Below are 14219 nucleotides of genomic sequence, written 5' to 3'. Positions count from 1 at the left end.
CTTGAAAAAATGTTCTTCTATTTTTAAGTCACTATGATTGGGGAGACAAAAAGGTGAAAACATATATCATTCGTAGGTTTCTACAAATGATTCCTACATTGTTTGGTACATCTATTATTATCTTTTTCTTATTCGCACTTTTGCCGGGAGATTATGTTGATTCAAATCCAAAATTAACGCCAGAAAGAGCGCAAGAGTTAAGAGAACTGTATGGATTAAATAAGCCTATTATTGAAAGATACTTTCATTGGTTAGGTAATGCGTTACATGGAGATTTTGGCTTCTCACTGCAATATCAGGAGCCTGTAACAGCACTGCTTAATAAATTTATTTGGAATACTTTTATTGTTGCAGTGGCGGCTTTATTTTTCACTTGGATTATTGCACTTATTGTTGGCGTTATTTCAGCAACAAAGCAACACTCATGGTTTGATACGTTAGTAACAATTGGTGTCTTTGCTGCGATGTCATTTCCATCATTCTTTATCGGGCTATTTTTCATTAAAGTATTTGCTGTCGATCTGAACATATTACCTATCGGTGGCATGATTGATATAGGAAGTAATTCGACAGGTCTTACGTACATACTAGAAGTGCTAAGGCACATGATTTTACCGGTATTTATTTTAACACTTCTTGGTGTTGGATCATTAACTCGTTATTTTAGAACAAGCATGCTTGAGGTTGTAAGACAAGATTATATTCGAACAGCTCGTGCTAAAGGGTTGAAGGAAAGAGTCGTCATTTATAAACATGCTTTAAAAAATGCAATTTTACCAGCGATTACATTACTGGCATTTGAACTTCCAGGATTGTTCTCTGGTGCCATTATTATTGAACAAATTTTTAACTGGCCTGGAATTGGAAGTATCCAATTAGAAGCGTTAAGTTTTCGAGATTATACGGTGTTAATGGCATTCACAATGTTTCTCTCTTGCCTAACAGTTATCGCAAACTTTTTAGCAGACATCGTGTATGCGATGGTCGATCCGCGTATTCGATTAAAGTAAGGGAGGGAGAAAGATGGAGACTGTTGTAACAGTAGAGAAGAAAAAGAAGAAAAAAGGAAATGTAACTTCGCCATGGCGGCAAGCATTTGCGAGAATCAAGAAAAATAAATTAGCATTGTTTGGTCTTTATACATTAATTTTTATGTTTTTCTTTTGCTTTATTGGACCATTTTTTTCACCATATGCTTCTGGAACAATTCAAGTAACACAAATTAATAAACCACCGAGTTTTTCTCATTGGCTTGGTACAGATCAACTTGGAAGAGATATTTTAACACGATTAATGCAAGCGGGACGAATTTCATTAACAATTGGCTTAGCTTCGATGATATTATCTGTCATACTCGGTGCATTATTAGGAGCTATCTCTGGCTTTTATCGCGGTATTGTAGACCATATTATTATGCGTATTGCAGACGTGTTAATGTCTATTCCAGGATTACCATTACTTATTATTATGGGTGCTATTTTATCAGAATGGAAACTTCCATCTGAATATCGACTGTATGTTGTTATGATCATGTTAAGTTTGATTGGATGGCCGGGACTTGCACGTCTGGTACGAGGACAGATCTTGTCGCTTCGAGAACAATCATTTATGCAAGCTGCTGATGTACTAGGATTAAGGGATTATCGAAAAATTTTGTACCACTTAATTCCGAATGTATTTCCTTTGCTAATTGTTGTAGCGACGTTAGGTGTGGCAGGAGCTATTTTAAGCGAATCCGCATTAAGTTATTTAGGACTTGGAGTTGTTCCACCTACACCATCATGGGGGAATATGATTAGCGCAGCGAACTCATTAATCGATTTCCAAAAGCGTCCATGGTTATGGATTCCGCCTGGTTTTGCGATTTTTATAACAGTTGTATCAATTAACTTACTTGGTGATGCACTTCGTGATGCATTGGATCCAAAGATGAAGCGGTAGGTGAGGAAGCATGAGTAAAGCAGTAGTAGAGCTAAAGGATTTACAAACACATTTTCAAACTGAAGAAGGTACTGTAAAGGCCGTTAATCATGTTAGTTTTTCAGTTCGAGAAGGTGAAACAGTTTGTGTAGTAGGAGAATCAGGTTGTGGGAAAAGTGTAACAGCTTTATCTATTATGGGACTTATTGCTGAATCTGGCGGCATTGTTGGCGGTGATATCCTTTATGAAGGGCAAAGTCTTTTGGACATGAAAGAGAAAGAACTTCGTAGTTTAAGAGGAAATGACATTGCGATGATTTTCCAAGAGCCGATGACATCTCTTAACCCGGTTTTTACTGTGGGAGAGCAAATTGTTGAGACGTTAAGGGAGCATGAGTTACTTAGTAAAAATGAAGCATATAAAAGGGCAATCGAATTAATTCGCAAAGTCGGTATAGCGCGTGCAGATGAGATTGTTCATTCTTATCCACATGAACTGAGTGGTGGAATGTTACAGCGAATTATGATTGCAGTTGCGCTTAGTTGTAATCCAAAGTTGTTAATTGCTGATGAACCAACAACAGCTCTTGATGTTACGATTCAAGCGCAAATATTAGATTTATTGAGACAGATAAAGGAAGAATTTAAAACATCTATTTTATTAATTACACATGATTTAGGTGTTGTAGCGGAAATGGCAGATTATGTTGTTGTGATGTATGGCGGAAAAGTCATTGAAGAAGCACCTGTACTAGAGCTATTCCAAAATCCGAAACACCCATATACAAAAGGGCTATTAAAGTCAAAACCGGTAATGGGAAAACGAACAGATAAACTATATTCAATTCCAGGGCAAGTTCCAAACTTAGTTGGCTTAGGTGAATTTTGCTACTTTAGTGGCCGCTGTGAACATTGCATGGCCATATGCAAAAATGAAGCGCCAGACCTTAAAGGGCATGAAGGTAATCATAACGTAGCTTGCTGGTTATATGAGGAGCGTGCTGAGCAATGAGTGAACCGTTATTAGAAGTAAAGAATTTAAAAACGTATTTTCCGATTAAAGGCGGCGTATTTAGTAGAACAATTGGGCATGTAAAGGCGGTAGATGGAGTTAGTTTTACAATTAATAAAGGGGAAGTATTTGGCTTAGTTGGTGAATCTGGAAGTGGAAAAACGACAATTGGTAAAACAATTCTTCGTCTCGTTCAAAAAACAGAAGGTGAAGTGAAATTTAAAGGGCAAGATGTTCACACGCTATCGAAAGAAGAACTGCAAAAATATCGTCCTAATATGCAACTTGTATTCCAAGATCCGTTTAGTTCATTAAATCCACGGATGTGCATTGGAGAAGCGCTCGGTGAACCGATGTTGGCGCATGGACTAGCGACAAAAGAAAATGTTCGTGAAAAGGTCTTAGAAGTACTAGAATTGTGTGGATTAGCACCATATCACATTGATCGTTATCCACATGAATTTTCTGGGGGACAACGTCAACGAATCGTTATTGCAAGGGCAATGGTATTAAACCCAGAATTTATTGTTGCTGATGAACCTGTTGCGGCGTTAGATGTATCGATTCAAGCACAAATCATTAATTTATTCAGTGAGTTACGAGAGAAAAAAGGTTTATCTTACTTATTTATTTCGCATGATTTAAGTGTTGTAGAACACTTATGTACGAAAATAGGAATTATGTATTTAGGGACAATCGTGGAAACTGCTCCCCGTGATGAGTTGTTTGCAAATCCGCTTCATCCGTATACAAAGGCGTTGTTATCTGCGGTACCAATCCCTGATCCAACCGTTAAGCGAGAACGAATTATTTTGCAGGGGGATATTCCAAGCCCAGCGAATCCACCCTCAGGCTGCCGCTTTCATACACGTTGCCCGTTTGCAACAGATATTTGTAAGCAGACTATACCGGAATTTCGTGATGTTGGGGAAGGACATCTTGTTGCTTGTCATCATGTGTAAAAGAAAATGGCTCACTATAAGGAAACTTTATGAAATATTGTAGATGAGGCATGGCGCGCAAAATGGTAAATGAAATTTTATCGGCGATTTTTCGAATATATCGACCGTTTCTCACCATATATCGGCGCAAATTGAAATATATCAGCGATTCGACAAAGGATATCGACCATTCGGCAAATAGCGACACAAAAATAAGAGAAAAGGACTCTTTCCGATTATGAAAGAGTCCTTATTTTATTTACTTGATGATGGTTGCAATACATACTGCTCAATTGCATGTGCAACACCATGCTCGTCATTTGTTAATGTAATAACATCACATAATTTCTTTACATCTTCCTCAGCATTTCCCATTGCAACAGATAAACCAGCGACTTCAAGCATTGGTACATCGTTAAAGTTGTCCCCGATTGCGATTGTATCTTGAATTGGAATGTTGAAATAAGATGCCATTTCTTGCAATCCATTTCCTTTATGGCCATGCTTGTCCATGATTTCTAAATTTGTTGGAGCGGATGCTGTGACCATAATTTCCGTATCTTCTTGTAAAACATGCAGTAGTTGTGAACGATGCTCTGCATTAAACGTTAAAATGAAGAATTTCGAGATTTCTAATTCAGGATTATTTACAGCATCCTCAATTTTTTGGAAATCGGTAATTAAGTTTGATTTCTTTTGTTTTTCTGTGATTCGTTCAAGTTCTTCTAGTGAAACATCTAGTGTATGCTTGTTTTCCTCAAATGCATGCATAACTTTTTCTTGCCATGTAGAAGGAGCATAAACTCCTTTATTTGTGTACAACTTATATGGAAACCCTTCAGATTCTAGCAATTTTGCAAGTTTGTATACTTTATCATTTTGTAAACAACGTGCGTTAATTACTTTTCCGTCAACATAAACAATTGCCCCATTGCTTGCTCCAACTGGAAGTGATAATTGATACTCTTCCAATAGCTTTAAAGCATCTTCTTTTGCACGACCAGAACAAATCATTACAATATGACCAGCTGCTTGAGCAGTGCGGATAGCTTGTAAGTTCTCTTTGGAGATTTCGAGATTAGATGATAGTAATGTACCATCCATATCTAGTGCGATTAATTTCAAAATGACCACCTCTTTGGTTTTATTATACATAGTTATCTTTAGGAAACATATAAACTTATCTTGGACTTTATGGAAATGTTAGTGTATAGAAGAATTATATTTTTGAAATAAAAAGTAGTAGAAGAGCTATTTATGACTCTTTTTACTACTTTTTTATTGTGTAACTGTAATATTACATTAATGTTACAAACGTGTACGTGTTTAAAAATGCTATATAAAGGGGTTTATGAATACCTTTGAATAATTTCGTAAAAAAAATGTAATAAATTTTACGTATTTATATTGCAGTGTAGAAAAACTTATGTTACATTAATGTTACAAACGTTACACGAAATAATTTAATGTAACGTTAAGATAAAAACTATGAATTAATCATTTCTTCGGAATTATATATAAATATCTATTAATAAGGAGAGAGTAAATATGAAAATCGAACAAGTATTACAAGTAACAAAAATGGATTTCTTAGGATCAGCGGGTGGAGCGGCAGTATTAACAGCATTAATCGTACTTCTTTCTAACGTTTTAGTATAATAGAAACTTTGTACAAGCAGTAGAACGAATCGTATTACATAAAAAGAAAGTTATGAATTGAAGGGAGAATGGGAAATATGGAAAACAAAGAAGTATTACAACTAACAAAAATGGATTTATTAGGATCAGCAGGAGTAGCAACAGTACTAACAGCATTAATCGTATTTCTTTCAAGTGCATTAGTATAATAGAAGTTTTGTACAAGTAATGAAGTTGTGTAAGGAGTTTTAAAATAAAGTTGAAAGGAGAATGAGGAGTATGGAACAAGTATTACAAGTAACAAAAATGGATTTATTAGGGGCAGCAGGTGGAACAGCAGTATTAACAGCATTAATCGTATTTCTTTCTAACGTTTTAGTATAATAGAAGTTTTGTACAAGTAATGAAGTTGTATAAGGAGTTTTAAAATAAAGTTGAAAGGAGAATGAGGAGTATGGAACAAGTATTACAAGTAACAAAAATGGATTTATTAGGGGCAGCAGGTGGAGCGGCAGTATTAACAGCATTTATTGTATTCCTTGCAAATGTATTAGTATGATGAGTATAGATAAGAGGAATTTCTCATATGTTATTCGTACCATTATTCAAAAAAAATAAAGACTCTAACATATTATAGATAGTTAATATGTTAGAGTCTTTTTTGTATTCTACTAGCTTTTTCATTTGTTCTATACCCACATCATTCAATCATATCCTTATATGTAGGAATTCCCTATTACTGTAAAGAGAAAAAAGTCGAATTTTATATGAGAGAAAAAAAGAGGAATTTGACAGAAAAGATAGAAAATTTTAAGAGTCAGAAATTTGTTAGCTTGCTAACTAATTTTTTAGTGATATCTGGAAGCGTTTTCGATTTCTTTAAAGTATGTAATATTTAATTTATTTACAGGGGGATGAGGAATTTATGAAACAAAAATCTATGGATACGTTAGCTGCACAAATGGAGGATTTCTTTCCGGTACGTGATGTCGATCATTTAGAATTTTATGTAGGAAATGCAAAGCAATCAAGTTATTACCTTGCGAGAGCGTTTGGGTTTAAAATTGTTGCCTATTCTGGATTGGAAACAGGAAATCGCGAAAAGGTATCGTATGTTCTTGTGCAAAAAAACATGCGTTTTGTTGTGTCTGGAACTTTAAATAGTGAGAGCCGTATTGCGGAATTTGTAAAAACTCATGGTGATGGAGTAAAAGACGTAGCTTTACTTGTTGACGATGTTGAAAAGGCCTATTCGGAGGCTGTAAAACGAGGTGCTGTTGCGATTGCTCCGCCGGAAGAATTAACGGATGAGCATGGAACATTAAAAAAGGCTGTTATCGGTACGTATGGCGATACAATCCATACTCTTGTGGAGCGTAAAAATTATAAAGGTAAATTTATGCCTGGTTATGAAGAAGTTGAATTCAATATTCCAAGTGAAGAATCAGGATTAATCGCTGTGGATCACGTTGTTGGTAACGTTGAAAAAATGGAAGAATGGGTTAGCTATTATGAAAACGTTATGGGCTTTAAACAAATGATTCATTTTGATGATGATGATATTAGTACGGAATATTCCGCTTTAATGTCAAAAGTTATGACAAATGGAAGTCGTATTAAGTTCCCAATTAATGAACCGGCAGATGGAAAGCGTAAATCACAAATCCAAGAATACTTAGAGTTTTATAATGGTGCAGGTGTACAGCATTTAGCATTATTGACAAATGATATTGTGAAAACAGTTAAAGCGCTTCGTGCCAATGGAGTTGAATTTTTAGATACACCAGACACATATTATGATGAGTTAACAGCGCGCGTTGGTGAAATCGATGAAGAAGTTGATAAGTTAAAAGAACTGAAGATTCTTGTGGATCGTGATGAAGAAGGTTACTTGCTACAAATCTTCACGAAGCCAATCGTGGATCGTCCAACATTATTTATTGAAATTATTCAGCGTAAAGGTTCTCGTGGATTCGGAGAAGGAAACTTTAAGGCTTTATTCGAATCCATTGAAAGAGAACAAGAGCGCCGCGGAAATCTATAAAATTGTTATCGGTCAGTGGGGAGATCTCCCCACTGATTAAAGTTGCACTTTATATAAACGATGAGGAGGAATAGTGATGAAATTTATTACATTTCGTCTTCCTTCAGGAGAAATGCGTGCAGGTTGGCTGGAAGGTGACAAAGTCATCGATATGAATCTAGCGAGTAATGGAACTCTTCCTTCATCTATGCTCGCTTTTTTAGAGAAAGCGGATGAATATATAGAAATCGTACGTGGTATTCGAAAACCAACAAGTGGCGTGTACGCTTTGGAAGATGTGCAGCTTTGTGCAGCCATTCCCAATCCAGGTAGTATTCGTGATTTTTATGCATTTGAGCAACATGTCAAAACGGCTCGTGGGCGACGTGGTTTAGATGTTGTTCCTGAGTGGTATGATATTCCGGTTTTTTATTTTACAAATCACCGTGCTGTTATTGGACCAGACGTTACGGTTTCTTGCCCGAAACAATCTCAAAAGCTTGACTATGAATTAGAAATTGCTTGTGTCATTGGGAAAGAGGGAAGAAATATTTCGCGTGAACGAGCCGAAGAATATATTTTCGGTTACTGTATTATGAATGATTGGAGTGCAAGGGATTTGCAAGCTGAGGAAATGAAAGTGGGGCTTGGTCCTGCAAAAGGAAAAGACTTTGCGACTTCATTAGGAGCATATCTTGTTACGAAAGAGGAGTTAGAAGCTTATCGCATAGGTGAACAGTATAACTTAGAAATGACCACTCACGTCAACGGAGAACTTTTGTCTAAAGGGAATTTTCAGGATATTTACTATACGTTTGCAGAAATGATAGAACGTGCCTCAGCGGATGTTACGTTATATCCAGGAGATGTAATTGGTTCAGGAACGGTTGGTACTGGCTGTATTTTAGAACTTGGTACAGAAAAGTGGTTACAAGATGGTGACGTTGTAGAACTTACAATCACTGGGCTTGGCACATTGCGTAATACAGTGAAAAAAGAAATGAAAGCGGGTGATGGGCATGTATTATCGTCACATGGGGGAGCTTCCTCATAAACGACATGTGCAATTTCGTAAAGAAGATGGATCACTTTATCGTGAACAGGTGATGGGAACGAAAGGTTTCTCTGGTACACAATCTATTTTGTATCATCATTATATGCCAACTGAAGTAGGACACGCCGCGCTAGCGCATTCCTGTCAGTTGCAGTATGAAGAAGATGTAGCGCTTGCTCATCGTCATTTTCGCACGAAAGAGAATAGAAAAACTGGTGATGCAGTAAGTGGAAGGAACTTTATATTAGGGAATGAGGATTTATTAATAGGTGTTGTGAATCCGACAGAAAAAATGGATTATTTCTATCGCAATGGTGATGGAGATGAAATGTTATTTGTTCATTATGGAACTGGGAAAATTGAGACAATGTTTGGAACGATTCATTATCGTAAAGGTGATTATGTAACGATTCCAATCGGAACAATTTATCGTGTTATTCCAGATGAGGGAGAGTCTAAGTTTCTTGTTGTAGAAGCGAATAGCCAAATTACAACACCGCGTCGTTATCGTAATGAGTATGGTCAATTGTTAGAACATAGTCCTTTCTGTGAAAGGGATATCAGGGGACCAGAGAAGTTAGAGACATATGATGAAAAAGGCGAATTTGTGGTCATGACAAAGTCGAGAGGATATATGCATAAACATATTATGCAGCATCACCCATTAGATGTTGTCGGATGGGATGGCTACTTATATCCTTGGGTCTTTAATGTGGAGGATTTTGAACCAATTACAGGTCGTATTCATCAGCCACCGCCAGTCCATCAAACTTTTGAAGGGCATAACTTTGTTATTTGTTCTTTTGTGCCGCGTTTATATGATTATCATCCAGACGCAATTCCAGCGCCATATTATCATAGTAACGTAAATAGTGATGAGGTTCTTTATTATGTGGAAGGGAACTTCATGAGTAGAAAAGGTGTAGAAGAAGGCTCAATTACGCTTCACCCGAGTGGTATCCCGCATGGGCCGCATCCTGGAAAAACAGAAGCAAGCTTAGGAAAAAAAGAAACAATTGAATTAGCAGTGATGATCGATACATTCCGTCCGCTTCGCATTGTGAAACAAGCGCATGAAGCGGAAGATGAGAAATATATGTATAGTTGGATTGAAGAAGGTTCATATACTACGAAATAAAAGAAAGAGGCATGCTCATTTTATGAGTATGCCTCTTTTTAGTTGGAATCGACAATGTATAGAATATCAAAAATAATTATAAAAAGATATAGTAATGTAACTATATACATTATTTGTATATTACTTACCTTTTTATGTCGAATGATAAATTTATTTAATGTGGTGAACAAATGTGATAATGAGGGGGGCTATGCATTGATTATATTACATTCTTTTTGTTGTTTAGGTATTTTTCTGTTTATTTCGACAAAAGTATTGACTAAAAAACATGTTATGAGTAAAATAAAAACACGAATTAAAAATTTTCTGAAAATTAAAAAACTAGAGGTGCATGCTATGAAACAAATTTTCCAAAAAAAGCCGATTGCGAAACTAATGCAAGAAAGTAAACAGAAAACATTAGCAAGAACATTGGGAGCACTGGATTTAACAATGCTTGGGATTGGAGCTATTGTTGGAACAGGGATTTTTGTTCTTACTGGTGTTGTGGCAGCGAAACATTCTGGACCAGCTATCATTTTATCATTTGCTATAGCTGCATTAGCATGTGCCTTTGCTGCATTTTGCTACGCAGAATTTGCATCTTCTGTCCCGGTTTCGGGAAGCGTTTACACGTATACGTACGCGACGATGGGAGAGGTGTTTGCATTTTTAATTGGATGGGATTTAATGTTGGAATATCTATTAGCGACATCTGCGGTAGCCAATGGATGGTCTGCTTATTTCCAATCCTTATTAAAAGGCTTTGGAATTCATATTCCGACCATTTTATCTTCTGCACCTGGAACAGGAAAGGGTGGCCTTATTGATTTACCAGCTGTCATTATCATTTTAATTATGACTGCTCTTTTATCTAGAGGTGTACGTGAAAGTGCCCGCGTAAACAATATTATGGTTTTTATTAAGATAGCAGTTGTATTACTCTTTATCTTTGCTGGCTTTAATTATGTAAAGCCGGAAAACTGGACACCGTTCATGCCGTTTGGTCTTGATGGTGTAATGGCTGGGGCTGCAACAGTATTCTTTGCATTCATTGGATTTGATGCTGTATCAACGGCAGCTGAGGAGGTAAAACGTCCGCAACGTGATTTACCAATTGGCATTATAGCATCATTACTTATTTGTACAATTCTTTATATCATTGTTTCACTTATTTTGACAGGGATTGTACCTTATGGTCAGCTGAATATTTCTGATCCGGTAGCTTTCGCACTTCAGTTTATTGGACAAGATGGTTTAGCGGGTGTTATCTCGGTAGGAGCAATTACAGGGATTACAACTGTAATGTTAGTTATGATGTATGGGCAGGTTCGTGTTTCATATGCAATGAGTCGTGATGGGTTATTACCGAAGCGTCTTGCAAAAGTTCATCCGAAATTTAAAACACCATTTTTAAATACATGGACAACAGGGATTATTGCAGCACTTATTTCGGGGCTTATCGATTTAAATGTATTAGCACACCTTGTAAACATGGGAACATTATCTGCTTTTGCACTTGTGGCGGTTGCAGTTATCGTAATGAGAAAAACACATCCAGATCTACCACGTGCTTTTAAAGCGCCACTTGTACCAGTTTTACCTGCGTTAACAGTTATCTTTTGTTTATATTTAATGCTTCAATTATCAGCAACTGCATGGATGAGCTTTGGTATCTGGATGGTGATTGGTGTAGCCGTTTACTTCCTATATAGTCGAAAGCATAGTGTTTTAAATAATAAAAAAGATGAAGAAGATGTAGCGAATTTATAGAGAAAAGATCCGTTCTAAATAGAATAGAACGGATCTTTTGTTTTGAAAATTTACATTTTTCTAAAATTAATATAAGATAAGGAGTGGCCAATTAAAGGAGTGTTGTAAATGAAACAGACATGGCGTGAGTTACAAGCGATGGATCGCAACGTATGGATCCGTTTTATCGGGGAAACATTGAATGGAATTGCAATGATGATGTTAATGCCATTTTTTGCATTGTATTTAAAAGATAAGGTAGATTCTTTATTACAAGTGGGGATTATTATGGCGCTTTCTCCAATTGCGGCAAGTTTTGGTTCTTTGATAGGAGGCAGAATTGCTGATATATATGGTAGAAAGCCGATTATGATCGTTTCAATGGCGAGTAATGCAGTGTTGATGCTCGGCTTTTTATTTATAGAAGGATTTATTCCTTATGCTATTTTGTCTATTCTTTTAGGATTAAGTAATTCGTTATTTCATCCAGCGGCATCAGCGATGGTAGCGGATGTGACAGCGCCTGAGAAAAGGACGGAGGCGTACGGTTTATTACGAATGGGGCATAATATTGGAGCAGCCATCGGGCCAATTATGGGTGCTTCGGTAGTTGTGCTTTCAAAAAATCTGGTGTTTATTATTGCTTCATCCACAATGCTACTTTATGCGCTTCTTGTGTTAATACTTATTCAAGAAACGATGCCGAAAACTGTATTGAAAGAACGGAAGGATAAAGAAAAGGAATCAGAAGCTGTCTGGAAAATTGTCCTGCGAGATAAGGTGTTAATGATTTATTTGTTGGCAGGTATTATTATTTCTATGGGTTTTTCCCAAACAGAAGGTATGCTTCCTCTTCATTTTGATAATGAAATGAAAGAGATGTTTGGTAAAAATAATCCTTATCCATATTTAATGGCTTTAAATGGCTTACTAGTTGTCTTATTTCAATTTCAAATTTCAAAATGGGCAACAGATAAACCTGTTGGAAGAACGATGTTATATGGGGCGTGGTTATTTGGAGTTGGGTTGTTTTTCATCGGTTGGCTTCCAAAGTGGTTTGGTGAACTTGGGACAAACGCTACGGTTATTTTAATAACATTATTAGTCGTTTATGCGGTATATACGCTAGGTGAAATGATTATGTCGCCTGTACAAATGACATTTGTGGCCAATTTAGCACCAGAACATTTACGCGGGACATATATGGGTGCAGCAAGTTTACAGTGGATTACAGGAAATGCATTTGGACCGCTTCTTGGCGGATTTTTACTTGATCGATTGTTAGGGCATTTATTGTTTACGATATTAGGAGTAGGCTGTGTAGTAGCGGGTCTTGTATATATTTCTTTAGATCGTCTTGTAGAACAGAGACAAAAAGGAACGGTAGCGAAACAATCTTCTTAATCAATAAGTGACATACACCAAAAGAAGCGTTTCTTCATATATTTTAGGTACATAACTAGAATATGGGATGGGATTTATTGTAAGAAAGTGCAAGGAGATTAGAATTATTGCTTAAAAGATATAATGAAGGAAACGGGCCTATCACTCATGGAAGTTTCATTTTATTTCAAATAGGAACTACCTATTTTTATAAAAAGTGCTAAAATAGAAAAATGAAAACAATTGGTTAGGGTGATTTCATTGACGAAAATTAAATTAGGTTTATTATATGGTGGAAAATCAGCAGAGCATCAAGTTTCATTACAAACAGCTCTTGCTGCTATTAAAGCATTAAATCAAGATAAATTCGAGATTCATCCAATTTATATTACAGAGCAAGGCCAGTGGATGCGTGGTGAACGTATTGAAGGTGAAGTAACAAGTGTGCAAGCATTACAAATGAACGGAGAGGAAAATGCAATTTCTCCATTATCATTAGGCACAGAAATCATTCCTGTTTCTTCTGAGAAGGAAGATACAATTGATGTTATTTTCCCATTGTTACACGGGCCAAACGGTGAAGACGGAACGGTACAGGGATTATTAGAATTAATGAATATCCCATACGTTGGTAACGGTGTATTAGCATCAGCAGCGGGTATGGATAAAGTTGTTATGAAAAATATTTTCGCGGAAGCCGGATTAAAGCAAGCAAAGTACGCATCTTTCATTCGCAGTGTATGGGAGAAAAATGCACAAGCAGCTTATGAAAAGGTAGAAGAAAAGCTAGGCTATCCATGCTTTGTAAAACCAGCAAACCTTGGATCGAGTGTTGGTATTAATAAATGTAATGATCGTGAAGAATTAGAGAAAGCATTTGAAGAAGCATTCCAATTTGATCGCAAAATTATCGTAGAAGAAAATATTGTTGGTCGTGAAGTGGAAGTTGGCGTTTTAGGGAACGATGAGCCGAAATGTTCTGTTGTAGGTGAAATTGTACCTAAGAAAGAATTCTATGATTATAAATCAAAATACATTGATGGTGATACAGCGTTAATTATTCCAGCTGAAATGACAGAAGAAGAGTCAGCTACGATTCAAAGAGATGCAATTCGTGCATTCCAGTCTTTAGATGGTGCGGGCTTAACAAGAGCTGATTTCTTCTTAACGAAAGATGGAGAAGTATATATTAATGAAGTAAATACAATGCCAGGATTTACACCATTTAGTATGTTCCCATTATTATGGCAACATACTGACTTGCCGTATCCAGAATTAATTGAAGAATTGATTCGTTTGGCAATTGAGCGTCACGAAGAAAAGCAAAAAATTAAATATACAATCTAACAAAAAAAGGAGGAAGCACTATTCAAAAGAAT

Annotated in this window: 15 protein-coding genes; 14 read left to right on the top strand and 1 reads right to left on the bottom strand. The window is 36.4% G+C overall.

The window, feature by feature from the left end; translation table 11 throughout:
* Positions 1-53 precede the first annotated feature (53 nt).
* From LOK41_RS16470 to LOK41_RS16455, 4 genes are read left to right on the top strand one after another with little or no spacing between them, the layout of a single operon-like run.
* Positions 54-1010 (top strand): ABC transporter permease, encoded by a 957-nt coding sequence (locus LOK41_RS16470; RefSeq protein WP_241817460.1) that lies wholly within the window; start codon positions 54-56, stop codon positions 1008-1010.
* A 13-nt stretch (positions 1011-1023) separates the two neighbouring features.
* The gene (opp4C, locus tag LOK41_RS16465) at positions 1024-1941 is read left to right on the top strand and encodes an oligopeptide ABC transporter permease (protein WP_241817459.1); all 918 of its coding nucleotides are present in this window, start codon (positions 1024-1026) and stop codon (positions 1939-1941) included.
* Between the two features lie 10 nt (positions 1942-1951).
* Positions 1952-2932: an ABC transporter ATP-binding protein gene (locus LOK41_RS16460; RefSeq protein WP_241817458.1), complete on the top strand. Its 981-nt coding sequence runs from the start codon at positions 1952-1954 to the stop codon at positions 2930-2932.
* Positions 2929-3894 carry an ABC transporter ATP-binding protein gene (locus LOK41_RS16455; RefSeq protein WP_241817457.1) on the top strand — a complete coding sequence of 322 codons (966 nt, stop codon included), beginning with the start codon at positions 2929-2931 and terminating at the stop codon, positions 3892-3894. The genes LOK41_RS16460 and LOK41_RS16455 overlap by 4 nt, the downstream gene beginning before the upstream one ends.
* 234 nt (positions 3895-4128) lie before the next feature.
* On the opposite strand, the gene LOK41_RS16450 is transcribed toward LOK41_RS16455, so the two are convergent.
* Positions 4129-4998, bottom strand: a complete 870-nt coding sequence (locus LOK41_RS16450; RefSeq protein WP_347269317.1) for a Cof-type HAD-IIB family hydrolase — start codon at positions 4996-4998, stop codon at positions 4129-4131.
* Positions 4999-5421: 423 nt separating this feature from the next.
* On the opposite strand from LOK41_RS16450, the gene LOK41_RS16445 reads away from it, so the two are divergent.
* The 10 genes from LOK41_RS16445 to LOK41_RS16400 all read left to right on the top strand — a co-directional run bounded on the left by LOK41_RS16445 (position 5422) and on the right by LOK41_RS16400 (position 14187).
* The gene (locus tag LOK41_RS16445; protein ID WP_018782013.1) at positions 5422-5532 is read left to right on the top strand and encodes a DUF3948 family protein; all 111 of its coding nucleotides are present in this window, start codon (positions 5422-5424) and stop codon (positions 5530-5532) included.
* A gap of 77 nt (positions 5533-5609) precedes the next feature.
* A complete protein-coding gene (locus LOK41_RS16440; RefSeq protein WP_174103506.1) occupies positions 5610-5720 on the top strand; it encodes a DUF3948 family protein in 111 nt (36 codons plus the stop codon).
* A 61-nt stretch (positions 5721-5781) separates the two neighbouring features.
* The gene (locus LOK41_RS16435) at positions 5782-5895 is read left to right on the top strand and encodes a DUF3948 family protein (RefSeq protein ID WP_174103507.1); all 114 of its coding nucleotides are present in this window, start codon (positions 5782-5784) and stop codon (positions 5893-5895) included.
* 61 nt (positions 5896-5956) lie between these two features.
* Entirely contained in the window at positions 5957-6070 is a 114-nt protein-coding gene (locus tag LOK41_RS16430) for a DUF3948 family protein (protein ID WP_174103509.1), read from the top strand.
* A 366-nt stretch (positions 6071-6436) separates the two neighbouring features.
* Positions 6437-7555, top strand: coding sequence for a 4-hydroxyphenylpyruvate dioxygenase (gene hppD / locus LOK41_RS16425; protein ID WP_017154241.1), 1119 nt, complete (start codon positions 6437-6439; stop codon positions 7553-7555).
* A 76-nt stretch (positions 7556-7631) separates the two neighbouring features.
* Positions 7632-8588 carry a fumarylacetoacetate hydrolase family protein gene (locus LOK41_RS16420; protein ID WP_241817455.1) on the top strand — a complete coding sequence of 319 codons (957 nt, stop codon included), beginning with the start codon at positions 7632-7634 and terminating at the stop codon, positions 8586-8588.
* Positions 8554-9726 carry a homogentisate 1,2-dioxygenase gene (locus LOK41_RS16415; RefSeq protein ID WP_241817454.1) on the top strand — a complete coding sequence of 391 codons (1173 nt, stop codon included), beginning with the start codon at positions 8554-8556 and terminating at the stop codon, positions 9724-9726. The genes LOK41_RS16420 and LOK41_RS16415 overlap by 35 nt, the downstream gene beginning before the upstream one ends.
* Positions 9727-10062: 336 nt before the next feature.
* A complete protein-coding gene (gene bcaP / locus LOK41_RS16410; protein ID WP_174103513.1) occupies positions 10063-11478 on the top strand; it encodes a branched-chain amino acid transporter BcaP in 1416 nt (471 codons plus the stop codon).
* Between the two features lie 108 nt (positions 11479-11586).
* Complete coding sequence (locus tag LOK41_RS16405; protein ID WP_241817453.1) at positions 11587-12861, top strand: MDR family MFS transporter; 1275 nt, start codon at positions 11587-11589, stop codon at positions 12859-12861.
* 240 nt (positions 12862-13101) lie between these two features.
* The gene (locus tag LOK41_RS16400; protein WP_241817452.1) at positions 13102-14187 is read left to right on the top strand and encodes a D-alanine--D-alanine ligase; all 1086 of its coding nucleotides are present in this window, start codon (positions 13102-13104) and stop codon (positions 14185-14187) included.
* The last annotated feature ends 32 nt before the right edge of the window (positions 14188-14219 follow it).

The organism is Bacillus sp. TL12 (assembly GCF_022625245.1).
Lineage (GTDB): Bacteria > Bacillota > Bacilli > Bacillales > Bacillaceae_G > Bacillus_A.
This window is presented reverse-complemented; position numbering and strand designations above follow the sequence as displayed.